This window comes from Actinobacillus seminis (assembly GCF_002263215.1).
Classification (GTDB): Bacteria; Pseudomonadota; Gammaproteobacteria; order Enterobacterales; family Pasteurellaceae; genus Actinobacillus_B; species Actinobacillus_B seminis.
The window spans coordinates 50590-75508 of the sequence record NZ_NLFK01000005.1; the positions used below are offsets into that span (position 1 = coordinate 50590).

The 24919-nt window shown below is 38.7% G+C and carries 33 protein-coding genes, 1 other RNA gene and 1 pseudogene; 5 read left to right on the forward strand and 30 right to left on the reverse strand.

Features of this window, described 5'->3' with window-relative positions; genetic code table 11:
- Positions 1-3 precede the first annotated feature (3 nt).
- Entirely contained in the window at positions 4-471 is a 468-nt protein-coding gene (ssb, locus tag CFY87_RS06040; protein ID WP_094946342.1) for a single-stranded DNA-binding protein, read from the forward strand.
- A gap of 93 nt (positions 472-564) precedes the next feature.
- On the opposite strand, the gene CFY87_RS06045 is transcribed toward ssb, so the two are convergent.
- Entirely contained in the window at positions 565-723 is a 159-nt protein-coding gene (locus CFY87_RS06045; RefSeq protein ID WP_094946343.1) for a ribbon-helix-helix protein, CopG family, read from the reverse strand.
- A 521-nt stretch (positions 724-1244) separates the two neighbouring features.
- Here CFY87_RS06045 and CFY87_RS06050 point away from each other — a divergent pair.
- The 3 genes from CFY87_RS06050 to CFY87_RS06060 all read left to right on the forward strand — a co-directional run bounded on the left by CFY87_RS06050 (position 1245) and on the right by CFY87_RS06060 (position 2429).
- Positions 1245-1772, forward strand: coding sequence for a DUF3800 domain-containing protein (locus tag CFY87_RS06050; protein WP_236757369.1), 528 nt, complete (start codon positions 1245-1247; stop codon positions 1770-1772).
- Between the two features lie 103 nt (positions 1773-1875).
- The gene (locus CFY87_RS06055; RefSeq protein ID WP_094946345.1) at positions 1876-2067 is read left to right on the forward strand and encodes a hypothetical protein; all 192 of its coding nucleotides are present in this window, start codon (positions 1876-1878) and stop codon (positions 2065-2067) included.
- Positions 2068-2330: 263 nt separating this feature from the next.
- Positions 2331-2429 carry a MerR family transcriptional regulator gene (locus CFY87_RS06060; protein ID WP_236757378.1) on the forward strand — a complete coding sequence of 33 codons (99 nt, stop codon included), beginning with the start codon at positions 2331-2333 and terminating at the stop codon, positions 2427-2429.
- A gap of 164 nt (positions 2430-2593) precedes the next feature.
- On the opposite strand, the gene CFY87_RS12245 is transcribed toward CFY87_RS06060, so the two are convergent.
- The 23 genes from CFY87_RS12245 to CFY87_RS06170 all read right to left on the reverse strand — a co-directional run bounded on the left by CFY87_RS12245 (position 2594) and on the right by CFY87_RS06170 (position 17455).
- Positions 2594-3178 (reverse strand): site-specific integrase, encoded by a 585-nt coding sequence (locus CFY87_RS12245; RefSeq protein WP_236757370.1) that lies wholly within the window; start codon positions 3176-3178, stop codon positions 2594-2596.
- On the reverse strand, positions 3165-3380 hold the full coding sequence (locus CFY87_RS12580; protein WP_336595880.1) for an integrase arm-type DNA-binding domain-containing protein: 216 nt from the start codon (positions 3378-3380) through the stop codon (positions 3165-3167). The genes CFY87_RS12245 and CFY87_RS12580 overlap by 14 nt, the downstream gene beginning before the upstream one ends.
- 914 nt (positions 3381-4294) lie before the next feature.
- Positions 4295-4498 (reverse strand): hypothetical protein, encoded by a 204-nt coding sequence (locus CFY87_RS06070; RefSeq protein WP_094946347.1) that lies wholly within the window; start codon positions 4496-4498, stop codon positions 4295-4297.
- Positions 4488-4688 (reverse strand): host cell division inhibitor Icd-like protein, encoded by a 201-nt coding sequence (locus CFY87_RS06075; protein ID WP_094946348.1) that lies wholly within the window; start codon positions 4686-4688, stop codon positions 4488-4490. The genes CFY87_RS06070 and CFY87_RS06075 overlap by 11 nt, the downstream gene beginning before the upstream one ends.
- Before the next feature lie 32 nt (positions 4689-4720).
- Positions 4721-4990 carry an ash family protein gene (locus tag CFY87_RS06080; protein ID WP_094946349.1) on the reverse strand — a complete coding sequence of 90 codons (270 nt, stop codon included), beginning with the start codon at positions 4988-4990 and terminating at the stop codon, positions 4721-4723.
- Between the two features lie 253 nt (positions 4991-5243).
- Positions 5244-5516 carry a hypothetical protein gene (locus tag CFY87_RS06085; RefSeq protein ID WP_094946350.1) on the reverse strand — a complete coding sequence of 91 codons (273 nt, stop codon included), beginning with the start codon at positions 5514-5516 and terminating at the stop codon, positions 5244-5246.
- Positions 5517-5868: 352 nt separating this feature from the next.
- Positions 5869-6270, reverse strand: a complete 402-nt coding sequence (locus CFY87_RS06090) for a helix-turn-helix domain-containing protein (protein ID WP_094946351.1) — start codon at positions 6268-6270, stop codon at positions 5869-5871.
- A gap of 47 nt (positions 6271-6317) precedes the next feature.
- Positions 6318-6584 (reverse strand): type II toxin-antitoxin system RelE family toxin, encoded by a 267-nt coding sequence (locus CFY87_RS06095; RefSeq protein WP_094946352.1) that lies wholly within the window; start codon positions 6582-6584, stop codon positions 6318-6320.
- Between the two features lie 146 nt (positions 6585-6730).
- A complete protein-coding gene (locus CFY87_RS06100; RefSeq protein WP_094946353.1) occupies positions 6731-7390 on the reverse strand; it encodes a primase-like DNA-binding domain-containing protein in 660 nt (219 codons plus the stop codon).
- Positions 7391-7435: 45 nt separating this feature from the next.
- Entirely contained in the window at positions 7436-8572 is a 1137-nt protein-coding gene (locus tag CFY87_RS06105; protein WP_094946354.1) for a hypothetical protein, read from the reverse strand.
- 12 nt (positions 8573-8584) lie between these two features.
- Positions 8585-8884: a hypothetical protein gene (locus CFY87_RS06110; protein ID WP_094946355.1), complete on the reverse strand. Its 300-nt coding sequence runs from the start codon at positions 8882-8884 to the stop codon at positions 8585-8587.
- Complete coding sequence (locus CFY87_RS06115) at positions 8865-9131, reverse strand: hypothetical protein (RefSeq protein WP_094946356.1); 267 nt, start codon at positions 9129-9131, stop codon at positions 8865-8867. Before CFY87_RS06115 ends, CFY87_RS06110 begins: the two co-directional genes overlap by 20 nt.
- On the reverse strand, positions 9124-9459 hold the full coding sequence (locus CFY87_RS11945; RefSeq protein WP_172539979.1) for an ash family protein: 336 nt from the start codon (positions 9457-9459) through the stop codon (positions 9124-9126). The genes CFY87_RS06115 and CFY87_RS11945 overlap by 8 nt, the downstream gene beginning before the upstream one ends.
- 521 nt (positions 9460-9980) lie before the next feature.
- Positions 9981-10232 (reverse strand): hypothetical protein, encoded by a 252-nt coding sequence (locus CFY87_RS11955; RefSeq protein WP_174904591.1) that lies wholly within the window; start codon positions 10230-10232, stop codon positions 9981-9983.
- 160 nt (positions 10233-10392) lie between these two features.
- Positions 10393-11094, reverse strand: coding sequence for a Rha family transcriptional regulator (locus tag CFY87_RS06130; RefSeq protein WP_094946357.1), 702 nt, complete (start codon positions 11092-11094; stop codon positions 10393-10395).
- A complete protein-coding gene (locus tag CFY87_RS06135; protein ID WP_094946358.1) occupies positions 11084-11359 on the reverse strand; it encodes a helix-turn-helix domain-containing protein in 276 nt (91 codons plus the stop codon). Before CFY87_RS06135 ends, CFY87_RS06130 begins: the two co-directional genes overlap by 11 nt.
- 18 nt (positions 11360-11377) lie before the next feature.
- A complete protein-coding gene (locus CFY87_RS06140) occupies positions 11378-11599 on the reverse strand; it encodes a helix-turn-helix transcriptional regulator (RefSeq protein ID WP_094946359.1) in 222 nt (73 codons plus the stop codon).
- Between the two features lie 186 nt (positions 11600-11785).
- Positions 11786-12463 (reverse strand): hypothetical protein, encoded by a 678-nt coding sequence (locus CFY87_RS06145; protein ID WP_094946360.1) that lies wholly within the window; start codon positions 12461-12463, stop codon positions 11786-11788.
- 141 nt (positions 12464-12604) lie between these two features.
- Entirely contained in the window at positions 12605-13849 is a 1245-nt protein-coding gene (locus CFY87_RS06150) for an integrase arm-type DNA-binding domain-containing protein (protein ID WP_094946361.1), read from the reverse strand.
- A 255-nt stretch (positions 13850-14104) separates the two neighbouring features.
- Positions 14105-14471: a transfer-messenger RNA gene (ssrA, locus tag CFY87_RS06155) on the reverse strand.
- 110 nt (positions 14472-14581) lie between these two features.
- Entirely contained in the window at positions 14582-15112 is a 531-nt protein-coding gene (locus tag CFY87_RS06160; RefSeq protein WP_094946362.1) for a hypothetical protein, read from the reverse strand.
- Positions 15113-15417: 305 nt separating this feature from the next.
- Positions 15418-16146 (reverse strand): dethiobiotin synthase, encoded by a 729-nt coding sequence (gene bioD / locus CFY87_RS06165; RefSeq protein WP_094946363.1) that lies wholly within the window; start codon positions 16144-16146, stop codon positions 15418-15420.
- Positions 16147-16228: 82 nt separating this feature from the next.
- Complete coding sequence (locus CFY87_RS06170; RefSeq protein WP_094946364.1) at positions 16229-17455, reverse strand: ROK family protein; 1227 nt, start codon at positions 17453-17455, stop codon at positions 16229-16231.
- Positions 17456-17652: 197 nt separating this feature from the next.
- Here CFY87_RS06170 and asnS point away from each other — a divergent pair, with 197 nt between their 5' ends.
- Positions 17653-19056, forward strand: a complete 1404-nt coding sequence (gene asnS, locus CFY87_RS06175) for an asparagine--tRNA ligase (protein ID WP_094946365.1) — start codon at positions 17653-17655, stop codon at positions 19054-19056.
- Positions 19057-19151: 95 nt separating this feature from the next.
- Here asnS and CFY87_RS06180 read toward each other — a convergent pair.
- The 6 genes and pseudogenes from CFY87_RS06180 to rplM form a co-directional block, all read right to left on the reverse strand.
- A pseudogene (locus tag CFY87_RS06180) lies at positions 19152-19609 on the reverse strand (ClpXP protease specificity-enhancing factor).
- Between the two features lie 12 nt (positions 19610-19621).
- Positions 19622-20254 (reverse strand): stringent starvation protein SspA, encoded by a 633-nt coding sequence (sspA, locus tag CFY87_RS06185; RefSeq protein WP_094946366.1) that lies wholly within the window; start codon positions 20252-20254, stop codon positions 19622-19624.
- Positions 20255-20439: 185 nt separating this feature from the next.
- On the reverse strand, positions 20440-22164 hold the full coding sequence (ltrA, locus tag CFY87_RS06190) for a group II intron reverse transcriptase/maturase (protein ID WP_094946367.1): 1725 nt from the start codon (positions 22162-22164) through the stop codon (positions 20440-20442).
- A 1557-nt stretch (positions 22165-23721) separates the two neighbouring features.
- Positions 23722-23865: a hypothetical protein gene (locus tag CFY87_RS11705; protein ID WP_158216620.1), complete on the reverse strand. Its 144-nt coding sequence runs from the start codon at positions 23863-23865 to the stop codon at positions 23722-23724.
- Between the two features lie 20 nt (positions 23866-23885).
- Positions 23886-24278 carry a 30S ribosomal protein S9 gene (gene rpsI, locus CFY87_RS06200; RefSeq protein WP_094946369.1) on the reverse strand — a complete coding sequence of 131 codons (393 nt, stop codon included), beginning with the start codon at positions 24276-24278 and terminating at the stop codon, positions 23886-23888.
- Between the two features lie 16 nt (positions 24279-24294).
- Entirely contained in the window at positions 24295-24723 is a 429-nt protein-coding gene (gene rplM, locus CFY87_RS06205; RefSeq protein ID WP_094946370.1) for a 50S ribosomal protein L13, read from the reverse strand.
- Positions 24724-24919: the final 196 nt, after the last annotated feature.

Genomic DNA, 24919 nt, shown 5'->3' on the forward strand with positions numbered 1-24919 from the left:
GCAATGGCAGGAATTAACAAAGTGATAATTATCGGTCGGCTGGGCAACGATCCGGACGTTAAAACCCTCCCCAATGGCGACCTCGTCGCCAAAATCAGTGTCGCCACCAGTGAAAGTTGGACAGATAAACAAACCGGCGAAAGACGAGAACAAACCGAATGGCACAGCATTATTGCCTATCGACAAACCGCAGAGATTATGCGCCAATACCTCAAAAAAGGCTCACAAGTCTATATCGAGGGAAAGCTTCGCTCCCGCAAATGGCAAGACCGAAACGGACAAGACCGCTACACAACGGAAATTATTACCGACCGAATGCAAATGCTAAGCAGTACAAGTCACCATAACGGAACGCAACCGCCACAAGGGAAACACCCAATACCACAAACCGCTCAAGACTGGGACGGATTAACCGATCAAGAACGCGCCGACTCACAAGCAGAACAGTTTGATGATCAAATTCCTTTCTAATTTTAACTAAACGCCTTTTCTTAAAATAAGCAAAGGCGTTATTTTGAGGAGGAGAATAATGTTATTGAGTTACCCGTTGTCGTAAAAAAGGAGTTATGCCCCTTTTTGAGATTGCTCAAACAGCTCGACCGCCTGTATAATTAACTGATTTTGCGGAATGCCATTATCTTTGGCGAGTTGTTCGATTTTGGCAACAACCGCAATAGGTAATTTGTAGGTTTTGGCTTGCATAATTGCTGAAAACAAGTACATTAAACATCAGTGTACTGATTTAATCAGGTAGTATTTTAGAAAAGCCTACAATTTTTCATAGGCTTTTTTATTTGACAACCGCCATTTATTCGGATTAAGATAACCGAGCTAAAAACGCTCTCAAACGACTTTATGCGATTAAAAAACGGTATAAATAAATACATTTATGCCTTTTGACAAAACAAATTTATTTATATGCCAATGTTGCTTTCCGTATTTTTTACGTATAATTATGCGCAACGACAGATAAATCCTAGTTAAACTGTGAAGCGGTTACCCGTATCGTAAGCGTATGTGAAGTACGCCAGCATTAGGGGCTGTCGTCACAAGTTTCAAGCCACCAGTTTTATGATAAATTGGTGGCTTAATTATTCGCACAAAAGGATAATAAACATGCAAGTATCAGTTTATCTTGATGAAAGTGGTGATCTTGGCTGGAAATTTGATGCACCTTATTGTCGAGGTGTTCAAGTCGTTATCTAACAATTGCTACGATCTTAATACATCACGATAAACGACATTTGCTTAAACGACTGATGAAAAGTTTGTACAGAAAGGCAAAAACGCCTACAGGCAAAGAGGTCAAATGGGCGGCATTCACACCAGACGATCTCCTTTGGACAGCAGAAAGATTAGCTCAATTCAAAACAAAACACGGGAATGATGTTCAATACTTCTGTATGACGGTAAATAAAGAAAAAGTAATGCCGCATATTCGTCAAGATCCAAATAAACTCTATAACTATATGATAAAACTCTTATTGGCTAGAGAATTTGCAAGGTATGATGAAGTTATTTTTAATGTTGATCAACGAGCGATAAAAGTAGAAAGTGGTAACTCATTACACGATTATCTACAAACCTCCATTTGGTTTGATATTGGAGCAAAAACATTACTGAAAACAACTCAATGCGATAGTAAATGCCATCTCGGTGTTCAACTTGCCGATATTATTTCAGGAATAGTACAAAATCATTTTGAAGATGCCAAAAGCGAACCTTACAAAGTATTAAGAATACATAGCGAAATAAAAACGCTCTACTTTTAGTATTGATAACCGCTATTTATTCGGATTAAGATAACCGCACAACAATTCTGATAGCGGTTTCCGCACCCGATAGCATAGCGGTTTTTTTATGGAGAATTTAAAAATGACAACACAAAATAACGGTTGGATTAGCAACGATATACGCCCAGATTCTGATGGTACTTATCTTGTCGTTTTAGATGATTACACCGTAACAACATTGGATTTTGAAGAATGGGAAGGTCGCTGGGATTGCTATAATGATGATGCGGTTTTATTTTGGCAACCGTTCCCACCAGCACCTAATAGCAAATAAACAGAGTAAATTATAAAAAAAGCAGAAAAATTAATTCATAAATTATTTCCTGCTGTTACATATATTGAACCGGATAAAATTTTCACCGCAAGTTATTTCAGCCTGCCGAAGGTACATTAATGCAAACCTAGCAAACGCTAGCGCTAGATTTTTTATTAGGTAAAAATAAGGAGTTGAGGAATGGAAAACATGATTGATCTAAATATTTTTCAATCAACGATCTTGTTGAAAAAGGAATGGGTTCCAAAGCAAAAATAAAGCGCATGATATCAAGTGGAAAATTACCTTCTTATAAATTTGGAAGATCAAGACTTATTTCTGAAATAGACTTGGTAAACTATATCAAGTCCTGTCAGAAATAATTTCATCAAACAATCCATTAGCACACTTCTCAACATAATCATCCCACGCTTGAAATGTCTTTAGGCGATAAGGCATATATTCAGCCCGATTATAAGCATTACGCACATCACGTCATTTAAATGGCTTAGGTAAATCTCAATGATTTCAACATCTAAGCCAAGTTCTAAACGATGATCATTGCAATAACTGCTGAACAGCGTTCTAATACCGTGATTGTCATCAACCCTTTATATTTTCCATCTGCCATCGTTTTAAAAACAGCATTAGGCGTTTGACTGCCGACGTGAGTTTTCTGACTGTTAGGGGATGGGAATAAATAATCACCTCTAGAAATTTTTTTAGCATAATGCAATAACGTTTTAGCTTGAGTTGTTAATGGTACAAAATGTATTCTATCGCCTTTATTTCCCTTTTTAACAATATCATCATTGATATTATTAAATTTAGCAGAAACAGTTTCGCTTGCCCGCGTCACATTAAGTAATCCCCATAATATTGAAAGTAAAACCGGGTAAGTTGTGCTTGGTTGTCTAAGAGATTTTAACAATTCTGGCAATTCACTATAATGAATCGTCGCATGGTGTTTATTACGATCCGGCATGGGTAAATCTACCGATAGATATTTCCACTTATTCTGTGTCCAATACTCAAAGCGTTTCGCATATTCTGCAATCGCTTTTAATACTAAATACCATTTTCGCAACCCAAATAGATTTTTTCTTATTCTAAAAGGCTCAAGAACAGCCAACCCATGCTGTAATGTAATATCTTGAAATGGAATATCCCCTAGTTAAAGACAATTCAGGAAAAGCTCCTAAAGAAATTTCTGTTCTTTTATTCAGATATGGTTTTATATAATTAAATAACCATATTTTGGTTCCATTCGGATAGATAAGCAAACGCAGCCCGCCACCATCATATAAATATGATTTTTTATTTTTACTTAGCATTTTGTATTTACGTTACAGTCAACGGTTTAACGATTTTAGCAATAAGAGAACCTATTCTTTTTTAGTAGGTGCAAATTAGTAGGTTATAAAATTCACTCACTAAAACACCTACGATAATTTTGAATTCTTATGATACTCTATGAGCCTAATTGAGACAATAAAAAAGGTCAAAACTTTGAAAAATCAATAATTTTGACCCTACATGATACCACTGTATATTTATCAGTGGTGGGCTGGGGTCATCTGAATTGAGGGCGCTTAATCCTTATTTTATAAGGGTTTTGCTTATTTTGATTTTTGAAAATATAACTAAGCGTATAACTAAAACTCAAAATCAACCTCGGGGTGACCGGTTTAATTTTTACATCTTACAATACTACTTTTTACTACTTCAGGTTCAATGTCAACATTTGAAACAAAATCATTGAATTGCGGGCTTATGGTAACAGTTGAATTTCTCACTGTCATGCATTTTCATTTCCCTTGTTTTGGGTTAAAAAAGGGCTGAAAAACTGTAATAGCGATAAAATGGAGTTCTTAGGGCGGTATTTCGTTTCTTTTCGCTGAACTTTTTCCCCACCCCACCATTGGTGTAAGTTGATCGCTACTTGATACAAAAAATAAAATTATCTCTAAATTTCCCGGTCAAAATATGACTCAATTGCTTTTAATGCTTGCCGATAATCTTGCCCGTTCTGATTGGTGTAATGTTTATGTCTTAGCCCTCCACGGTTTCCGCGTTGAACTCGGAAATAAATCCGAATAACTCGGATTGAAATCCGAAATAACTCGGAAATAGATCCGACAAATAATAATACTAATTATAAATATACAAAGATCATATTAATACGTCGCAACAAGTTGCAACGTCGCCGATTTGCTTGAACAGTTTGATGTAACCGGTCAGCTTGCTTTTACTCATCTTTGCCCCCAGTGGTTAAGTCGTCCAGTTCATATAACGCGGAGTAAAGAATATTTCTTACACCCTCTATGGCAATACTAATATCCGTCCCGTCCATTTGATCAAGTCGTGCTTTTGACATAGCATCTAATATCGTTGCAGCTTGCCAGCCTTTTTTCATGGCTTTGTTAAATTTTTCTTGTTGATCAATGCGCATAAATCACCTCCTTGGCAAAAGTGCGGTCATTTTTAACCGCATTTACGTTGATACGTGAGGCAAGAATGAGGATAAAATCTTTTGCCAGTGCTGCCCGTGCTTGGGTTTCAGTTTCGGCAATAATGCGGATTTTATGCAGTTGGTTAGTCAGGTCTGTGCGACAAATTGCCACAAAAATAAAGAGTTTCATTGCGGTTTCTCCAGTGAGTAAATTTTTAGAGGTTACCGCTTGAAGTTTCCAGGCTTAGGGCGGTAACGTGTAACGGGCTGGAAAACTGCGATCACTGGAACACAGCAAAGGGCGAAACCTTTCCCGCTACACGCTACCATTGAGAGAAAAATAACCCGCTGAATGTGCTTGTTATTTTCTTTGGGTGTGCGTAGGCTACGAACAAAAAAAGCGCAAGGCGCGCTATTATTCGCCAGTGATAGATTATTCGAGTTTCCAGGCTCGGCGCTTGATTTTGCAAGTGCGTTATTAAAATAATCCAATGTGTTAAATTTGGCAAGCGTGTGGGGAAAATTTTTTCAATTATCGCGCTGAAAAAGGAAAATTTGAGAGATATCCTTGATCGGTTAATTAAATATGCGTTTATTGCCTCCTAAATCGCTCGTATTTGCGATATTTTTATTGATCAATATGATTTAACAAGTTATTTAAAAAAAATCTCTGTATGAGCCTCTTATTTGCGATTTTGAACACATCTATTTTTTCCACCATCAAGAACACGTTTTTTCTTTTTGCCTAGTTACCACCGAACCAATTTTGGTTTGTTTGGTTGAATATTTTATCCAATTTAGGGGGTAAGGGGGTTATATTTATTTTTTCTTTTGTAATAGTTTCTTTTGTGGTTGCGTTTTTACACAACTGCGATTGCGTTTTTATACAATTATTTTTGCGTTTTTCTACAACTTTTCTTTTAGTTGCGTTTTTACACAAATCATCATTTTTCCACGCTGAAAAATTTAAATTGACCCCAATTTTTTTACCATCTTGAACAAGAATATTCTTTCGCAAAAGGCTCTTTTCTGTTCGTGGGTATCAGGATTTTCTTTATACCCCCGATCTCAATCGGACCGTAAAAGGACCGTCGCAAATCGCTTTTAGTTGTGATCATATGCCCACGGTAGGGATTAGGGCAATACTCTGTAACTGCGGTTAAATTGGTTCAACATCCACCATCAACACTATTTAACCGGGTCCAATCCCTACAATTTCGGGAACTCCCTATTATTTCGGGAACTCGCAAAACAAGCTCTATTTCACCATTTTTAGCTGTTTTGGTTGTTGGCGGATTGGCTCCCTTACGATTCCCATAATTGTATATTTTTTGTACTTGACACATTCTGCGGTTATTAATTGTTATGGTTTATAACGTAAGTTGAGTAGGCTTACAGTCGTAAACTTTCGCCAATCGCTCAAGAGTTTTGCGCTGTGGTTTGCTTTCTTTGCGCTCTGCTTGTGAAATAGCGGATTGCGTTAACCCTGTTTGTTTTGCTACATCATACTGCGACAGCTTGCGATAAATGCGCCACGCCCCCAATAAGCTAACATCTTCATTAATCATAATGTTTACTATCTCATTAGGGATTGTGTCGCCTTGTTCGTCTGCTTTGTTGGCTTCCACTGGAATATCTTCCCACTGCGCTTGTTCTTCTTTACTCTCAATCGCAAAACGGCTTAATAATTCCATTTCTTCAAATTGCTCAATTGGCAAAATCACAAAGAGCGGTTTGCCGTTGCTATCATTGATATATTGTAAATTGCTCATATTTGCCCCTTATTTCGCACTGTGGGCGATTTCTCGCCCCTGTTGGTTTAGTGGTAGGTTTGTTCATCTCGTTTCTTAATGGCTTGAATTTCAATTATTTTTGGCTCGCTGTTTATCCATTCAAAAATAACGCGATAATTGCCAACTCTTAGCCTGTATGTTCTTTCTTGCCCTTGTAGCTTCTTAATATCAAGCAATACATCGGGAAAATGCGCAAGGCTGTTTATTGCTTGCTGTACCTTGGGAATGTATCGGCTATCAATTTTTAAAAGCTGTTTAAGTGCTTTGGGTTGCCATTTGATACGGTTTGCCATTTTGCCAGTCTGTCACTTTGTTTTATTGAATGATTAGATTTTACTTAAAATAATAAGGTTTTGCAATAAATAACTTATTATTTAATGCGTTTTCTAATTATCACCAATAAAAAACCGCCCATAAAAAGCGGTCTGATTTCTGTAAATTATGCTTTACCTAGCCATTCATCTAAAATACGGTTATCACTAAATTTCACGTTAACACGCAATAGCCCTTTAACTTGGCTAAATCGCACGCCTAGCGATCTTCCTTGCTCGTCTATGGGGTTGCCTAGCTTTTCATTCATCGCGCCCTGAAAGGCGTCTTTAAAAGCGGTTAGCGGTAAAATATCTTTTGTTTTTAGGTTGAGATAGTCGCAAAAAGCTAAATAGGCTTTGTATAACTTCGTTTGATAGTCTTGTATTGTACTCTTTCCGATTGCTCCGCCTACTTTCATACCTTGCGCGAATGTGTCCGTTAGTGTGAAATATTGGGCAAATTCTAATACGTGATTTCCACGCATTTTAACGCCTAAACTTTCGTTGTTTCTGCGATAGTCTTCAAGAATGGTGCGCGCTTCTTCCTCCTTGGTAAATCTTGCCAATAGCTTTTTAGTTATGCCGTAAATCTCGCGCTTCACTTTGTTATTAAAATCGACGTCCTTTTTACTTTGTGGGATAACTCTATCAAATGGAATAATAACGCGCCTACGTCCTATGCCTCCGTTCTTATCAATAAACATTAACGGGTGATTGGTTGTCATCATAAAAATAGCGTCTATTTTCTCATTGCTTTTGTTTTTGTACAGCGTCTTAACTTCTACCATTTCGCCCCCTGTTAGCTTTTTAAGTTCTTCCGCTGTGCCTTTAAATTACCGTTGATCTGCGCTGTAGATTAATGTTTTACCCACCGCCATACTACGCCCATTACTCTCATTCTCGAAAGTATCAATGTCAATAAATGCCGTATTAGCATGACCGTTTAAGTGTGTAGCGATATGACCTAATACGGATTTGCCACCACCGCCCACGCCTGAACATTCAATAAATAACATCCATTCATGCCGATTAGTTAAGACCATGTAAAGCCCCGCTAAAATCGCCTGTTTTTTGGCTTCGTCGGCTTCCGTAACGAACGCTAACCAATCATCAAAATAAGGTGTATCACCTGTCAAATCTAACTCTATCGGCTCAATTTTCCGCAAGCATAAACCTTCAGATAACGGCAATAGTTCGCCTGTAGTTTTATTAATTGCGCCATTGATAAAGCCATTTAATTCTTTAGGTGTTGGCGGAAGTTCGGGCAAGCGAATGTAAAGCAAAGAGACAAGTTTAGCCAGTTTGTCCGCGCTGTAGTTATATTCTATTTCATCAAGGAATTGCGCAAAATCGCGCTTTAATTGAAAATCTTGCTTTTCTTCCCATTTGTTGCCGTCGTAAATGTAAGGGGTTGCCGTGCTAACTTCTACGCGCAAAGGCTTATTAAACCAACCAATGAACGCGTTGACTAGTTCTTTTGGGGTTGGGTTACTACTTAAAGTTACGCCATATTTCACCGCACTTTTGACTAGTTCGCGCTTGCTTGTGTCGCGTCTTAATTGCTCAATATACGGTCCTAGACTCTCAATAAAATCAAGCTCTGTAGTAACCAATGATACAAACTGCGCTTTAGTGTGGGTTGCTATATTGACGCATAACGCGCTCTTTTGCACTTCGGTCAATTCTCCGCACTGAATAAATTTAATCGCTCTCTGTTCCTTGTCTGCTATGCGCAAATTGGCGATTTCTTTCAGTTGTTCGTCTCCTAATATGATCGGTGCTTGGTCGTAAGGGTTGATACTTCCGCTTTTTTTGGTGAACGGTTGTATTTTTAAACCGTCCACCACTAACCGCCATGCAATACCCTCACCCTTGCCCCATACTTCCCACGCTGAAGAACCAACCAATACAAGCAAATCATCTAAATGTTGTTTGTTCCATTCGTATTTTAAGTGCGGTGCGTTTTTCATTCGTTACCCCATTTAATAATTGAAACAGTGGCTAATACACGCCCTAATATATCCGCTTTGCCTATTCTGTTTTTTTGCTTGCTCTTTTGCCTTGATTGCGTCTTTTAGGCTGTAATATTCGCCTACATCTTCCTGTTCACCGTTAGAGTAAACAAAAACCAACTCGCAAATGGTTTTGCTGGTGGGTTTAATGGCAATAATGCAGTCATGACGAGCCTTTATCTGCTGTGCTTTTGCTAATGCGTTCTCTTGGCTTTCTGCAGTTAACATTTCAATCTTGCCGTTTTGGTGCTTAATTCTTATTTGATACATGTTCGTCCCCTTTCACAAAATAAAAATCAACTTTTGCGGATTTTTCGGCTTGTTCCAAATAATCTTGCGCCGCGCTTAATGCTATTCTGATAATATTTTCATTTGTTAAAAATCCATCCAGTTCATCATCACCAATTCCATCGTTTTGAATAAGTGTCAAAATCGCCTTAGCTTTGATTATGGAATTATGAAGTTTGCCAGCCTCTGCCATTGGTAAGGCGCAATGAGTTGGAATTTTATTACGCATAAACCACCCCCAACACAACAAAGAACGGGGCAATTTGGGCACGTGCTTGTGCTAATGTATCGGCATTAATGCGCACGGTATATTTTGGAAAAGCTGAATAGTGTTTTGCGGTATTGCGTAAATCTGAACGGTTTACGTCTTTGAATAGGTAGATCATGGCTGATAACTCCACAAGAATATAATTTGAAGTTACCACGCTGAAGTTTCCAGGCTTAGGGCGGTAACGTGTAACGGGCTGGAAAACTGCGACTTGTGGAACACAGCAAAGGGAGAAACCTTTCCCGCTACACGCTACCATTGAGAGAAATGCCGATATGCAAATTTGCATAACAGTTTCTTTAGGTGTGTGTAAGCCACGAATAAAAAAGCGCAAGGCGCGCTATTATTCGCCACAAGTAAATTATTCGAGTTTCCAGGCTCGGCACTTGATTTTGCAAGTGCAAAACAAGAATAGATTGCTTTTCGTGTTTTTTCAATAAAAACATCATGAAAAATATTTGAGCATGTGTTATACTCTGTATTAGTTAATTTCATAGTCAAATCATCTCAAACCGTTCAAATGAACGGTTTTTTTATTGGTTATTTATTCGTATTTGTGAGTTCTGCCGCACGTTTTTCTATCTGCGTGAGTATTTTTTTAGCAAACAGTAATTCAGTTTCTAAGAACGCTGTCGGCAATCGTTCAAAATCCGCCATAAGCAACGCTACACGCGATTTTTGTACTTCAACAAATCTTCTATAGGGTAAGGTTCTTCATCGCTGTAAAGGCTCATAAAGATGAATAAATTGCTATTCCGATTTGTGATGTAATGCTCAATAGCCATAGGGCGTAAAAATTCTTTAGCGGTTCTACATTTCATTTTTGGACTGCTCCACTGTATTTTGATTTAAATCATTTTCCCCCTTGCTGGTGGACTTCCACCAGTCAACGACTGCGGGCGTATAGTCGCCTTTTTCTACATTTTCGATATGCTCCGCCAATTCATTAAACTGCTGAATTAAATAACGTGCCCCATTTCTAAATGCCTTGTATTGCTTGTTTTGCTCTGCTGATAGGGTTACGCCTTGATTGCGTAATTCCACCAACAAAGAAAGCCCCATTTGCAACCGCTCGGCAAGTTCAATACATTCCTTAGCCTGTAACTTTTTAAAGTGATAGCAGTCGGGAAAATCGCTTTTACAGCGTTCTGCGCTTTGCTTTGAAATAGCAAAAGTGCGGTTTGTGGGGAGGTTTTGAATGTAGGTTTTAATATTGGTTTGCTCATTTTGTTTCTTTGCCTTGTTTGTTGATTAATCCATTACGTACCTTGAAATAAGTCGCGCTAAAAGTTAACTGCGCTTTTCGGATCTCGTAATTCAGTCCTAACTTGATCATCGTTGCGTTTTCACTTGTTAGCATATCCACCAACTCAATTTGTTTTGCGGTTAAGTGTTGGCGTATCTCGTCATCTGTAGGCAATCCTTGCGCCTGTAGCCATTGTTTACGAGGTTTACCAAGTGCCACTACATAAATTAAATTATTCTCTCTTGCGTAAATGTGTTTATCTTGCTTGCCTGTAATGGTTTCACGGTATTGAATAGCGTCATTCATGCGGTGTTGGTCGTGTTTTAATTGGTAGCGTTTGCCGATCCAACTTTCCATTTCATTAAATCGTTGAATAAACTTTTCTTTAAATTCAGCCGATTTCTTGCCACGAAAACCCATAACCAAAAATGAAAAGCCGTCACGTGTCATTCTGTACATTCGTTGACGTCTGTTCCATTCGTCCTTGTAATAGGTCAACTCAAAATTGAGTGCACCAAAATTCGCTGAACATTCTAAATTTTCAATATCTCGCAAAATGTTGTCATGACGTTTGCCAAAAACATGTGCCACGTCTCGGCTAGTGGTCATTGCATTGCCTTTGATGTCTTTAACGATATACGCAAATAAATCTGCGGTGATAGGGTAGTTATTTGTCATTTTTATACTGTCCTTTGTGTTGTTGGTGGTCGCCTTGTGGTTCACTTTTTAAAAGATAAACGCCGATACGGTGTTTTACGCCGGCAATGTCATACTCATAGCGATAATCCGTTAAAATGTCGTAACCTTGCGCCCGTAGCTCCATTACACGCGGCGCCGGTGAACATATCCCCAATGTTTCCCTTAATTGGATAGTGCTTTTCTCGCCTGTGCGTAAGGCTTGTAAAATGGCCAATCTTTGAATAGCGGTGTTAGTTGATCTCATGCGTTCCCCTATGACAAATTAAGCATTTTGCACATCGCGATCGCTTGCTAATTTGGCAATGTAGGCTGTAATCTCGCTTTCCAGATAGCCTACAGAATTAGCCCCTAATTGAATTTTTTGCGGGAAGTCAGGTCGGTAACGTGTAGATTTGGGATTTTGCCAATCCGCAAAAGTCGATTTTCCCACGCCTAACATTTTCAATACTTCAAGTCTGCGAATAATGCGATCCGTTTGGCTCATTGTGTTTCTCCATATTTGAAAGATTAAAAGGTATGAATAAAGCTGCTTTGGCTTTCGTTGTTTGCGGTGGGAATTATGGAAAGGATTTTTATGTGATGGGAAATTTTGAACAAATGAACTCGTTCAATGAACAAATGAACTAAATTTTGGGGATTTTTGGACAATAAAAAGCCAGTTTTGAACTGGCTATAATTGGTTGAGATATTTTTTTATAGTGTTTTTGGATGGGATTAATCGGTTCCCTTTGTGTTTTGTATCTAGTTTTGAATGTAGCCGGCTATAACTTGGTATTTCTCCATTTTTTTCCAGTAATTCAGGGTTGATAATCAGACTTATAAAGTTTGCCAGTTTGTCTGCATTTATTCCGTCAGGCAAATCTGCCTCATAATCTTCTAAAACAATATCAGCGGATTTTTTTTCTAACTGTGCGATAATTTCCGCTTGTTTTCGGTTTTCTTCTTGTAGTTGCTCAATGGTTGCTTTTAGCTGTGTGATTTCATCTTTGTTGTTATTTGTTAATGCTTCAGGTATAGCAAAAGTTGATAGCATTTTAGATTTATATAGGAAATATCTATTATAATTATCGTCATCAATAAAATAATAAGTATCTATTCCTTTTTCCGTTCTATCTCTAAGAGCAGCTATAAAATCCCAAAAAATGGATGGGTAAGAGTCCTCTACTTTAAAAAAGCTCTCTTCTACAAAAACAACGTCAGGCTCAAATGGATCGAATTTACTTTCAATAAATTTAATAATCTTGTTGAGTGGAATATTCGGGTTTTTATCCACAAATAATCGAATAAAATCAAAAAATGAGATAAAGTTATTTGCTTCATTTCTTTCCAGTTCTTCTATATCCAGCATTTTTCTTTTTGCCCTTTGCCCCATTTATGAAAGGAAAGAACAACAAAAAGCAAATAGGGCATTAATACTTTCTTTCAGGGTGGTTAATTACTCCGCCCCAGTTGTTCTTTATTCGTTACAATCAGTTAAATCTACTAAAGATTACGCAACAATTTTCAAATGATATTGCGGTAGCGCACCTTGCGAACATTCTTCAATGTAATCGCCCCACGCTTGAAGTAGTTTAAAACGTTGCGCCAATCGTTCCCCGCGGTCATAAGCGGTCTTTATTCGGTCATTGTTCAAGTGTGATAAAGCCACTTCAATTAAATCGCTATTAAATCCTTTATCGTTTAAATAAGTTGACGCAATAGAGCGCAAACCGTGAGCCACCAACCGCCCTTTATATCCCATTCGCTTAATCGCAGAATTTGACGTTTGTGCGTTAATATGCTTTTGCGGATATTTAGAATTAGGGAATAGATAACGCTTGCCCCCACTTAGCTTTTTAATTTCTTTCAAAAGGGCTAGCGCTTGTCGCGACAGTGTTACTTTGTGTTCAATGCCACGTTTCATTTTTTCTGCGGGGATAACCCACAATCTCGCACTTTCATCAATTTCCGCCCATTCCGCTGATGCGGTTTCATTCGGGCGTGTCATTGTTAAAAGTTGCCACAAAATCAAATAACGAGTTAGCAAATTGATTTGAGCATTGTTCAACGTGTACATAAACTCGCCTAAATCTTCGGGCTTAATCGTTTTAAAATGTTCAACCGTAGGTGAATCAAATTCCTTTGAAATATTGGCTGTCGGGTTAAATGTAATCATTTCACGGTGTAGCGCATAAGTCATAATCTCGTTATGCTTTTGAATGGTGCGCTTAAGTTTTTCTAACGTGCCGGCGTCTTGATACGGTTTAAACGCCTTTAAAGCCATTGGCGCAGTAATTGACGTAATCGGTAAATGCCCAAAGTGCGGCAGTAAATTGCGCTTGATTAAACTAATTACATCTTTTTGATAATCAGCAGAAAAATTCTTTTTTGTTTTGCGATACTCAAACCACGCCCACGCAACAGATTCATAAGTATTATTTAATTCAGCTAGTTTTGCTTGCTGTTCTTGCTCGCGGTGTTCTTGCGGATCGACGTTTTGAGTGAGTAGAGCATTAAAATCATCTCGAATTTGGCGCGCCTGTTGTAGTGATACATCGGGATAACGCCCAATACTGATTAAAACCCTTTTCTTTGGCTGTGTGAAAGGCTTGTAATAATTAAACCGCCATAACTTAGCCCCATTAGGCTTAATCAGCAAATAAAGCCCTTTCCCGTCTGCTAATGTAAATTCTTTTGCTTGTGGTTTTGCTTTCTCTATTTGCGTGCTGTTTAGCGGTTTGGTTGTGCGTGCCATAATCACCCCTTGTTCCGTATAACTATCTACAAAAAATAGGTATAGTAATATCGCTGTAACTACATGATATTTATACTGATATTCTGTTTTAGTTATACGGCTTTAGTTATATGCTCGGCTAGTATAACTAAACGTATAACTAAAAGTCTAGGGTTTTATAGGATTTCATAGGAACGCATAGGCAATAAAAAACCCCTTGAAGTCAGTATTTTCAAGGGGTTTTAGGATTTCATAAAATCGCTTTGGAATATGTTTTGGTGGAGCTGGGGGGAGTTGAACCCCCGTCCGAAATTTCTCTACCTTTAGCACTACAGGTTTAGTCTCGTCTTTAATTTCACTTGCTACCAGCGGACAGACACGCAAGCAATAAGCTAGCTTGATTCAATTTAGTGTTTCGATCTCCAAGCCTAAGCGTCCACACGATCTCGTTTAGGGTTGACTCCGCATTATCCCCGTCTTACGAGCGGAAGCTGGGGAGCGAAGGCTATGAGCAGGTTATTAAGCTGCTAAAGCGTATTGTTCGTCGTTTGCGACTATTTTTTTGCGGTTTATTTACGAGGCCTACCGCACCTCGACCTGCACCTTGGGCTTCGCTAATCCCGTCGAATCCAGAATCAGCCCCAAAATTTCGTTTATTCTAACAAAAATTGGAATAAATGAAAATGAATTTAACAATAAATAACGAAATCGGAAAATGTGCTCTCTTTCCGGTTCCAAAAAACAAATTTCAGATCATTTAGTTTCCGTTGCTTGTTTTACTTGCTCAGCTGCTTGGTTAACTTTGTCCATTACCGCATCTTTTGCTTCAGTCGCTTTTTCAGCCGCAGCATTTTTTGCCTCAACTGCAGCTTCTTTCACTTCAATTGCTTTTTCTGTAGCAGCATCTTTAGTTTGATCCGCTTTTTCAGCTACTGCATTTTCTACTTCAGCGGTTTTCTCTGCCACTGCCTCTTTAGTTTCAGTTGCTTTTTCGGTTAACTCATTCACTTTTTCATTTACAGCTGATTGCACCTCTTCAATTTTTTGCACTACCGCCTCTTTCATTTCTGTTGCTTTTGCAGAGATGTTATCTTTCATCTCTGAAGTCGCTTGCACGGTCGCATCTTTAACGTCGGTTGCGGCTTTCACTACTGCATCTTTAGCTTCGGTCATGCTTGCTTTCGCATTATCAACTTGTTCCCCAGTTTTGCTATCTTTATCGAAACAAGCACTTAAAGATAAAGTCGCACCTAACACTAACACAGCCAATACTGATTTTTTCATGTTTTACTCCTGAATAAAATAATAAAAATGAAGAGCATGTTCGATTAAATATCACGCTCTAAAGAACAGATTTAAGTATAATACAATTTATCAAGAATGAAATAAGATTTACATTATTTTACGTAAACAATGGCAAATTTATTCATTAAAAAATGATAACTAATTGAATATTAAATAAATTTAAAAGTAAGAAAAAATGAAAAATTTACTTATGTAAAATCAACATTTACGCTATAATAAAAAACCGTACATAAATCCCTCATTTCGAGTAAATTATATACGATTTAATTTTTTCCATGGAAGAATTATTTCACTAACTCTTTTTGCATATAGGTTAAACGCTCAACATTGGTAATATATTGCCCTAACTCCTGTTCTTCCGGTCTATGCACATAAGGAATTTGTCCCAACAGCGGGGCATCAATTTTATCACTAAGCAAGCGAATAATTTCGGCATAATATCCTAATCCCGGATTAATTCGATTCGCAATCCAGCCCAGTAGCGGTAAACCGGATTGTTTAATTGTTGCCACACTTAATAATGCATGATTGATACACCCTTCTTTAATTCCAACGACTAAAACTACCGGCATTTGATGAGATGCCACCCAGCTGGCAAAACTATGTGTTTTATTCATTGGCGTCAACCAACCGAAAGATCCTTCAACAACAACGGTTTGGTATTGATCCGTCAAGCGTTTTAAATCGCGATTAATTTTTTCAATATCAATAATCTCGCAATCTGTAGTCAACATCGGCATGGTATGCACGAAGGTATAACTATTTACGTCTTGATAGGAGACTTTTTCTTTCGTGGAATGCATCAATGTCAATACATCCGGATTATCTTGCGTACCATAATCGTCTTTTTGAGTTTGTTGTAAATCAACATAAATCGGATCATCCTGTCCACACGCAATGGGTTTATATCCGACAATACGGATATTTTTCGCTTGTAATGCTTGAATAATTGCTCGACTGGAAATTGTTTTCCCGACATTGGTATCTGTTCCAGTGACAAAAAAGCTACTCATTGGTCATCTCCTTTATTAAACTGGAGAAAATTCTAAACCAATTTTTTATCAAAAATATTGAGCTAACACAAGTTTTGTTAAATTAAGTTTCAGATTTGATCAAATGTGTTAACAAACTACCGTTATAAATTCCCTGTTTAATTGCGGAGGTTAATACTACAGGGCTATTCCACTGGTATTGGCTGATCACTACTTCAGTCTGATGTGGCGTATTGACGAGATTTTTTGCTAAGGTTGCATTCAAGCGAGGCAGGAAAATATCTTTCGCAGATAATAAACTGGAACTGAACATAATTTTTTCGGAGGAGAAAATATTCACTAAATTCATCAACACATACGCCAAAGTATCCGCAATAAAATACAAAATATTGACCGCACTTTTATCGCCATCATTGGCTTTTTGGCATAAAAATTGAATTTTATCATTTTTATTCGCCAATACATTTTTAGGATAAAGCTGATCAATTAATTGATAAATTGCCTTGTGAGTAATTTGATTAGTCAATTGATAACGTTCCAATTCCGGCAAATGAATATTAATCAATTCTTGCAATAGGTTATCTTTCGGCACAATCAGTTTATCAATATTAATTTTTTTGTATTCTTTATGATAAAGCAGCTCGCCTTGTACCAAAACACCTAAATTGATTACATCATCCAATTGCAAAAATAACACATTATCACAGCCAATCACGCTACCTAAGGTATTTTCCGCATATAACCAGGTTTGGAAATATTCTGTAATCAAAATCGGAATATCAAAGTGCGGTTCAAATAAGGCACGCAAATTTAAATCCAGTGTTCGTTTACCTAAGCGAACCAGATTTTGCGTTGATTTGTCCAACTCCCCCGCCACCGCAATAGAAAATGTCATTGGGTGGTTGAGTTTCGGCTGAATATTTGACATAAAATGCTGCACACAATTAAGCAAAAATTGGTCTAAATGATCAAAGTCATCACTGTGTAACGGATAAATTGCCTGTTCTATTGGCGCCCCATCCAAGCCACATAACAAAATGTCAAAATGATCTTCAATCAAAATAGCACATATAGATTGCCAATAAAAAGGAGAAACGCATAATCCGACTGCAGGTCGTCCGCGCGACTCTGTATTTTGCACCGCTCTTTCAATAATTAATTTTTCATCAATCAACTGTCTGGTCAACGCGGTAATTGTTGCCGGTGCAAGTCGAGATAATTTGGATAGATCAATACGTGAAATTTCTTCAAATTGTTCAATTAATTGATAAATTTTACCTAATTGTTTTAATTTTAGCGGTAATTTGTCTTCCTTTCTTACCTTTGCCATAATCGTCCTAATGGTTTATTTGAAGTTATTAAAATCTTTTCCCCTTTATACCAGTAACCTTAAAAAAAACAAGGCGATATTTGCAATTCTGTGAATATTTTCACAAAAATAAAAAATTTAATTCATTTTGGTAATTTACCGAAGTTGCGGTAAACTAGGCGAGTTTTTTTATTCAATTTTATTGCATTGAGGTTGATATGACAAAAATTGCATCTGTTGCTGAAGTTTTACAGGGTAAAGTTTCAGTCGGTGAAAAAGTAACGGTTCGCGGTTGGGTACGTACACGTCGCGATTCCAAAGCGGGACTTTCGTTTTTAGCGGTTTACGACGGTTCTTGCTTTGATCCAATTCAAGCTATCGTAAACAACGATATTCAAAATTACGAAAATGAAGTGCTACATTTAACAACCGGTTGTTCTGTGATCGTAACAGGGATCATTGTTGAGTCGCCGGCAGAAGGTCAATCAGTTGAATTACAAGCAGAAACGGTTGAAGTTAGCGGTTGGGTAGAAGATCCGGAAACTTATCCTATGGCAGCCAAACGCCACAGTATCGAATATTTACGCGAAGTCGCGCATCTTCGTCCGCGCACAAATATTATCGGCGCAGTTGCGCGTGTTCGCCATTGCTTAGCACAAGCAATTCACCGCTTTTTCCATGAGCAAGGCTTTTACTGGGTTGCCACCCCGTTAGTTACTGCCTCCGATACGGAAGGAGCGGGTGAAATGTTCCGAGTGTCCACTTTAGATCTTGAAAATTTACCACGCACCGATAAAGGTGCGGTAGATTTTTCACAAGATTTTTTTGGTAAAGAATCCTTTTTAACCGTTTCCGGTCAGCTTAACGGCGAAACCTATGCTTGTGCATTAAGTAAAATCTATACCTTCGGTCCAACATTCCGCGCAGAAAACTCCAACACCACTCGCCACTTGGCGGAGTTCTGGATGGTTGAGCCGGAAATTGCATTTGCAACCCTAGCAGATAATGCAAAATTGGCGGAAGATATGTTGAAATACGTGTTCCGTGCTGTGTTAAATGAACGCCAAGATGATTTAAAATTCTTTGAAAAACACGTAGATAATACGGTCATTACCCGTTTGGAAAACTTTATTAATTCTGATTTTGCGCAAATCGATTATACCGATGCGATTGAAGTATTATTAAAATCGGATAAAAAATTCGAATTTCCAGTTTCTTGGGGGATCGACTTATCTTCCGAACATGAGCGCTATTTGGCGGAAGAATATTTTAAATCGCCTGTGGTGGTGAAAAATTATCCAAAAGATATTAAAGCATTTTATATGCGTTTAAATGACGACGGAAAAACCGTTGCGGCAATGGACGTGTTAGCGCCGGGAATTGGTGAAATTATCGGTGGTTCACAACGTGAAGAACGCCTTGATGTATTAGACAAACGCATGGCTGAAATGGGACTAAATCCGGAAGATTACTGGTGGTATCGCGATTTACGTCGTTACGGTACCGTTCCACACGCCGGTTTTGGGCTTGGTTTTGAACGTTTGATCGTGTATGTCACCGGTGTACAAAATATCCGTGACGTTATCCCGTTCCCTCGCACACCACGTAACGCCAACTTCTAATCAAAACCTTCCCCACTTGATGTGGGGATTTTTATATAAAAATAACGCAAAAAAGACCGCACTTTTTTAGTTAGATAACGTGTGTTTTAAGCGGCTTATTTCACAATTCGTAAATGCGTCGCTGATTTTTTATTATTTTTTCGGTTTTAGATTCCGTTTTCGGTTTATCCACCGCTTCGGCAAAACTTAACGGTTGTTCTGTGGTAGTCGTGTGTTCTTGTTCATCATAAAAAGGCTCCGGCTCAAACATCACTCCATCTCCATTTTCACGGGCATAAATCGCTAATGCGGCGCCTATTGGAATATAAATATCTTGTGCTATACCACGAAAACGCGCATTAAATTGAATAAAATCATTAGTTAACGCCAAATTACCCGTAGCATTTGCCGAAAGATTTAACACAATTTGCCCATCTTTCACATACTCTACCGGAACTTTCACCATAGGATAGGTCGCATCAACCACCAAATAAGGCGTGAATTCATTATCGACCAACCAATCGTAATAAGCTCTTAATAAATAAGGGCGTTTAGGAGATGCTTTATATTCCATAAACTAACCTATTTAATCCATTAAGCTCTTCGGAGTAGACTCTCCGACAGACTGTAAAAAAGAATCCCGTTGATATACTCTATCCATATAAGCCTTAATCGCTTTACTGCCGGCACCGCTAAATTCGACGCCTAATTGTTGCATACGCCATAATAAAGGCGCGATATAGCAGTCCACTAAACTAAATTCTTCGCTCATAAAATACGCAGTTTGGGTAAAAATCGGTGCAATTGCCAGTAATTCTTCTTTCAAGCGTTTTAAGGCATCCGCTTTTTCTTCATCACTTCCTTTTTCCGCTTGCTCCAATAAAGAATACCAATCTTGCTCAATACGCAACATCAATAAACGACTTTTTCCACGTGCAACAGGATAAACCGGCATCAAGGGGGGGTGAGGAAAACGTTCATCAAGATATTCCATAATAATACGTGAATTAAATAACACCAAATCGCGATCGACTAAAGTCGGAATGGTGCCATAAGGATTCAACTCCACTAAATCTTCAGAAATTACCTGCGGTTCCACAACTTCCGTTTCATAAGCAACCCCTTTTTCTGCCAGTACAATGCGCACTTGATGGCAATAAATATCTGTTTCATTCGAAAAAAGCGTCATTATTGAACGTTTATTTGCAGCGCTTGTCATCTATTCCTCCGACGACTAAAAAATAAAATTGAAAGCTAGTGAGACATTCTACCACAAAGCGTATGTGAATTTCCAAAGGTTATACTAAAAAAGTCTGTTTTGACAAAAAAACCAAAATAGAATTCTATCTCCGCCTCTAAGAACTGTACGAGCGAATTTCTCCGCATACAGCTCAAGCCTTTCTATTAGCCATAAGCCGGTTTCACTACGTCTAATTTCAAGGCATGAATTTTAACGTGACAATTTGGATGAACCAAACAGCGATTACTTAACGCATCACTACCGCCAAACATTTGGTACACAATATGATGGTCGTGCCATCCCGTTTCTTTGGTTATTGGTTCTCCACATAACGCACATTTGCCCCGTTGGGTTTTATATAGCGCTTGCCATTGTCGTCTATGTGATTGTTCTTCATATAGACGTTCCTGTCTGCGTTTTTCTCCATATAATTCCCATTCTGGTAGAAACGGATTATATCCCCCTTGAATTTTTATGTGTCGTTTGATTTTTACTGCACTGCAATAGAATAAATCAATTGGGTGCCTTTCACCTTTTGTGTTGGTATATGTTCCACCAAACACCCATTTCCGAATTGCTGTGTCATGGAAATATTTTTCCCTTATCCACAGCTTATTCTTATTGGCATGTCTTCGTCTACACCACTTCCATAAGGCTTTCCAAACTAACATATCTATCCGTCCAAACGCCTTACTTGCCACTTGACTTCGATGATAGTTTGCCCATCCTCGTAACATTGGATTAAGCACTTTTATTAGGTTTTCCTGTTTCGCCATTTTCATTTTGGAAATCACCGCTTTGACTTTGCTATAAAATGCTTTCACATTCTTTTGGCTTGGTCTATTCAGTATCTTTCCTTTGAAACGTCTTACATTCCAACCTAGAAAGTCAAAACCTTGTTCAATATGCACCACTTTGGTCTTTTCTTCTGAAAGGGTTAATCCTCTTTCTTTCAAAAAGCCCCGTATTAGTGGGATGACTTGTTGTTCAAGTAATGCTTTCGTTTTACCGGACACAATAAAGTCATCTGCATATCTGACTACATAGGTTTTGTTCTCCCGGATTTTCTTACTACCTTTTTCTCCAAAATGAAGTTCAAGGAGTTTTTCTAATCCATCCAATGTCATGTTAGCCAGCGTTGGTGAGATTATTCCACCTTGCGGGGTACCTTCTTCTATCCGTTTTAATTGACCGAATTCGACTACTCCCGCTTTTAGCCATTTTCGCAGTATCCGTTTATTCATAGGGATATGCGTTAATAGCCATTCGTGGCTAATGTGGTCAAAACAACCTGCAATGTCTGCATCTAGCACCCATTCAACCGGTTGATTGGTTTTCTTGCCTTTCCGCGAGAATATCTGGTGTATATGGGTAATGGCGTCCGCGGTTGAGCGGTTCAGCCTAAATCCATATGACCCCTTATCTGCGGTTGTTTCTGCCACGGGTTGTAATGCTAACAAGTAAAGGGCTTGCATAGCTCTATCTTTCATTGTCGGTATCCCTAACGGACGTTTCTTCCCATTGGGTTTAGGTATATATACCCGTTTTAATGGACTGGGTTTATATCTTCTTTCCGTCAATGAACATGCCGCTTGCCATTTTGCATTGGGGCTATCCCAAAGCACTTTGTCAACACCACTTGTCCGTTTGCCTTGATTTTCCGTCACTCGCTTTACTGCCATTAATTTGGCGTAATGTGAGTGGGTTAGCATTCGTTGTAAGTTTTTCACCTTACGCCAATTGCCTTCCAATGTCGCCTTCGCAATCCGAATTTGCATTCCTTTCACATACTTTTCTGCTTTATGCCAATCGACATAATGCCAATCGGATATGTGCGAGGTCGCTGGATTGCAAGCTAACTTTTTAGTATAATGCTTGCGCTCTTTCATACCTACCTCTGATATTACAAGGTAAGTTAAAAGGTCTCGGTAGTGGGTTAAATTCCTCGCTTGTAAACAATCGTCTGGTTACAAGAGGAACTACCGTTTACCGATAGTTTTAACCGCTCTTGTAACCAATTGGGTTAAAGAGTACGGGCGTTAGGTGGTCGGGTCTTCCCAACCTGATACTGACTAATCAAGTTAATTAGTCTGCAAGCCTAACGCTCGCTTTTCTTTAAATTATTTACATTCGTTATTAGTCTGTTCCCTCCCAATAAAGGCAAGAAAACTTTAAAACTGCCCTTACTGGGCAGACCAATACTAATAACCCTCAAAGGAATTGCTACTCATCTTACGATGAAAGACCAGTTGGAAGTCTGCCCTCTTTCGAGTGAGCCCTGTTTCATGCCCTATCTACGCCATTACAGCGTAGCTTTCGCTTTTTCCAACCTCCCTTACCTGCACTTCCAACAGTCTCACTTACGCTCAACCTGCCTTGTAATCAAGGCGAAAATACAGGCTTACCAAGTTCCATTATCATCACACGGATAGTGAAGATACCATCTGTTCCCCGACAGTGCTTTGATGGCGTATTCCCAAAGATAAAAGGAATAACCGACTGCATACCATTTTGGTCTAAGCCAATAACAACCGTAGGCTCTTTCTTCCTAACGAGGTTTATCAACGGTTCACTTACGTTTATCTTTCTATCCAGTCTAGCCTCTCTCAAGATGTGTTGTTCATCCTATCTCAATCCTACCTCACGGTAGTGATTGACCCTTACGGGGAGTACATTGTCAGGATGCTCCGCACAAAACCGTTGCCAGTGATGCACTTTCCCTAGACTACTGTTAGCCATATAACAGGTTGCCTCATTAATTTTATCTGTACGGCTTATATCTTCAGATAATTTAATTGCAACAATGATGATAACAGCTTACGCCTACTTACTAAGTTAGTTTCCTATGCTAAATAAGTCCGAGCTTCCGCTTCCTAATTCACCGATTAACCATCCAACGGATGGCGATTGTTTATATCAAAATTCTTCGTTCATTGCCCATAATCGTCTGATTAGGTTTGGATAGCTACTCCTAGCTAATCGTCTGTATTATGAGGATATGTAACGGGAATTTAAGGTATAGACATCTCTAGCTCCTAAAAACTGACAAAAAACACATTTGTCATTAATGTTTTTATTCACTATTGTGTAGCATTCTGTTATGTACAGATTGCGAGGTGAAAATAAATATAGTAAAGCTGACACTCACGCCCTAAGATATAACCATTATCTTAGTTTGAATGCCTCTTCCAGAGTGCTGAGGCATATTGGGGACTTTATTTATAGTAGGTGCTGTAAATTTACTCTGCTCTGGGGTTTTAACAACCCAACTCATCTCCTTTTACAAGTAGATGGTCTTTAGGTTACACCTAAACGGGAAGTATGGGTAACTTCGGTTTGCGGACCTTGCTTTCTTACTCCTCTTGATACTGACGATTGTATCAAGTACATATAAAGTGAAGATCATACCTTACAACCTTTCGAGTTGGTTCATTTACTTTCCCAACTTAGAACAAGATTTTGAGCAACGCTCCGTCTCTTGCCTGTCTTCCCAAGTACCCCCAAGGAATACTTGAAAAGTTGGAAATAGGTGGTATAATACCACCCACTCCCAGCAATAACCCCTTGATATATAAGGAGATTATTGCCATAAGTACGACACCTTGTCGCACTATCTTTTAGAATATTGTGGACGACGACGCGCTTTGTGTAAACCCACTTTTTTACGTTCAACGCGACGAGCATCACGGGTAACAAAGCCCGCTGCACGCAATGCAGGACGTAGAGTTTCATCGTATTCCATCAATGCACGAGTGATACCGTGACGGATTGCACCCGCTTGACCTGAAATACCGCCACCTTTTACCGTAACGTATAGGTCTAACTTATCAGTTAATTCAACCAATTCTAATGGTTGACGCACGATCATGCGAGAAGTTTCGCGACCGAAATACACGTCTAATTCACGTTGGTTGATAGTGATTTTACCACTGCCCGGTTTGATAAATACACGAGCTGAAGAGCTTTTGCGGCGACCTGTGCCGTAGTTTTGATTCTCTGCCATTTTCCTAACCCCGTGATTAAATATCTAAAACTTGTGGTTGTTGTGCTGCGTGTTCATGAGTTGAACCTGCATACACTTTCAATTTACGGAACATTGCACGACCTAATGGACCTTTTGGCAACATACCTTTAACCGCAATCTCAATCACAGCTTCCGGACGACGTTGGATCATTTCTGCAAAAGTCGCTTGTTTGATGCCACCTACATAGCCTGTGTGCCAGTAGTAAATTTTATCGCTTTCTTTATTGCCGGTTACGGCAACTTTGTCCGCATTAATAACAATGATGTAATCACCGGTGTCAACATGCGGAGTATATTCAGCTTTATGTTTACCACGTAAGCGGCGTGCTAATTCAGTAGCTAAACGACCTAAAGTTTTACCTGTCGCATCTACTACATACCAGTCGCGTTTGACCGTTTCCGGTTTTGCTACAAAAGTTTTCATTAATTAATTACCAATAAAATAATATTAATACCCAGTGTCTAAAATTCAGACACAACCAGTTATCTTAATCTTCACCCCTTCGAGTGCGATCTCGACAAAATAATGCGCGGTGGGAATCCAACACATTTACAGGGTCGCGAGATTATACAAGAGTTTTATCCAAAAGCCAATTTTTTATTGACAATTAATTTTATTC

What these genes read in the sequence shown, in the direction of transcription:
- CFY87_RS06100 (WP_094946353.1), bottom strand. Translation starts at nt 7,390, where the DNA reads ATGGTAGAAGTTAAGACGCTGTACAAAAACAAAAGCAATGAGAAAATA.
- CFY87_RS06060 (WP_236757378.1), top strand. Translation starts at nt 2,331, where the DNA reads ATGATATCAAGTGGAAAATTACCTTCTTATAAATTTGGAAGATCAAGA.
- CFY87_RS12580 (WP_336595880.1), bottom strand. Translation starts at nt 3,380, where the DNA reads ATGCTAAGTAAAAATAAAAAATCATATTTATATGATGGTGGCGGGCTG.
- CFY87_RS06110 (WP_094946355.1), bottom strand. Translation starts at nt 8,884, where the DNA reads ATGTATCAAATAAGAATTAAGCACCAAAACGGCAAGATTGAAATGTTA.
- CFY87_RS06090 (WP_094946351.1), bottom strand. Translation starts at nt 6,270, where the DNA reads ATGAGCAATTTACAATATATCAATGATAGCAACGGCAAACCGCTCTTT.
- CFY87_RS06150 (WP_094946361.1), bottom strand. Translation starts at nt 13,849, where the DNA reads ATGGCACGCACAACCAAACCGCTAAACAGCACGCAAATAGAGAAAGCA.
- CFY87_RS06170 (WP_094946364.1), bottom strand. Translation starts at nt 17,455, where the DNA reads ATGGCAAAGGTAAGAAAGGAAGACAAATTACCGCTAAAATTAAAACAA.
- ssb (WP_094946342.1), top strand. Translation starts at nt 4, where the DNA reads ATGGCAGGAATTAACAAAGTGATAATTATCGGTCGGCTGGGCAACGAT.
- bioD (WP_094946363.1), bottom strand. Translation starts at nt 16,146, where the DNA reads ATGAGTAGCTTTTTTGTCACTGGAACAGATACCAATGTCGGGAAAACA.
- asnS (WP_094946365.1), top strand. Translation starts at nt 17,653, where the DNA reads ATGACAAAAATTGCATCTGTTGCTGAAGTTTTACAGGGTAAAGTTTCA.
- CFY87_RS06070 (WP_094946347.1), bottom strand. Translation starts at nt 4,498, where the DNA reads ATGCGCATTGATCAACAAGAAAAATTTAACAAAGCCATGAAAAAAGGC.
- CFY87_RS11945 (WP_172539979.1), bottom strand. Translation starts at nt 9,459, where the DNA reads ATGCAAATTTGCATATCGGCATTTCTCTCAATGGTAGCGTGTAGCGGG.
- rplM (WP_094946370.1), bottom strand. Translation starts at nt 24,723, where the DNA reads ATGAAAACTTTTGTAGCAAAACCGGAAACGGTCAAACGCGACTGGTAT.
- CFY87_RS06115 (WP_094946356.1), bottom strand. Translation starts at nt 9,131, where the DNA reads ATGCGTAATAAAATTCCAACTCATTGCGCCTTACCAATGGCAGAGGCT.
- CFY87_RS11705 (WP_158216620.1), bottom strand. Translation starts at nt 23,865, where the DNA reads ATGGCAATAATCTCCTTATATATCAAGGGGTTATTGCTGGGAGTGGGT.
- CFY87_RS06140 (WP_094946359.1), bottom strand. Translation starts at nt 11,599, where the DNA reads ATGAGCCAAACGGATCGCATTATTCGCAGACTTGAAGTATTGAAAATG.
- CFY87_RS06095 (WP_094946352.1), bottom strand. Translation starts at nt 6,584, where the DNA reads ATGGCAAACCGTATCAAATGGCAACCCAAAGCACTTAAACAGCTTTTA.
- CFY87_RS06055 (WP_094946345.1), top strand. Translation starts at nt 1,876, where the DNA reads ATGACAACACAAAATAACGGTTGGATTAGCAACGATATACGCCCAGAT.
- sspA (WP_094946366.1), bottom strand. Translation starts at nt 20,254, where the DNA reads ATGACAAGCGCTGCAAATAAACGTTCAATAATGACGCTTTTTTCGAAT.
- CFY87_RS06130 (WP_094946357.1), bottom strand. Translation starts at nt 11,094, where the DNA reads ATGACAAATAACTACCCTATCACCGCAGATTTATTTGCGTATATCGTT.
- ltrA (WP_094946367.1), bottom strand. Translation starts at nt 22,164, where the DNA reads ATGAAAGAGCGCAAGCATTATACTAAAAAGTTAGCTTGCAATCCAGCG.
- rpsI (WP_094946369.1), bottom strand. Translation starts at nt 24,278, where the DNA reads ATGGCAGAGAATCAAAACTACGGCACAGGTCGCCGCAAAAGCTCTTCA.
- CFY87_RS11955 (WP_174904591.1), bottom strand. Translation starts at nt 10,232, where the DNA reads ATGGGGCTTTCTTTGTTGGTGGAATTACGCAATCAAGGCGTAACCCTA.
- CFY87_RS06045 (WP_094946343.1), bottom strand. Translation starts at nt 723, where the DNA reads ATGTACTTGTTTTCAGCAATTATGCAAGCCAAAACCTACAAATTACCT.
- CFY87_RS06105 (WP_094946354.1), bottom strand. Translation starts at nt 8,572, where the DNA reads ATGAAAAACGCACCGCACTTAAAATACGAATGGAACAAACAACATTTA.
- CFY87_RS06145 (WP_094946360.1), bottom strand. Translation starts at nt 12,463, where the DNA reads ATGCTGGATATAGAAGAACTGGAAAGAAATGAAGCAAATAACTTTATC.
- CFY87_RS06075 (WP_094946348.1), bottom strand. Translation starts at nt 4,688, where the DNA reads ATGAAACTCTTTATTTTTGTGGCAATTTGTCGCACAGACCTGACTAAC.
- CFY87_RS06135 (WP_094946358.1), bottom strand. Translation starts at nt 11,359, where the DNA reads ATGAGATCAACTAACACCGCTATTCAAAGATTGGCCATTTTACAAGCC.
- CFY87_RS06160 (WP_094946362.1), bottom strand. Translation starts at nt 15,112, where the DNA reads ATGAAAAAATCAGTATTGGCTGTGTTAGTGTTAGGTGCGACTTTATCT.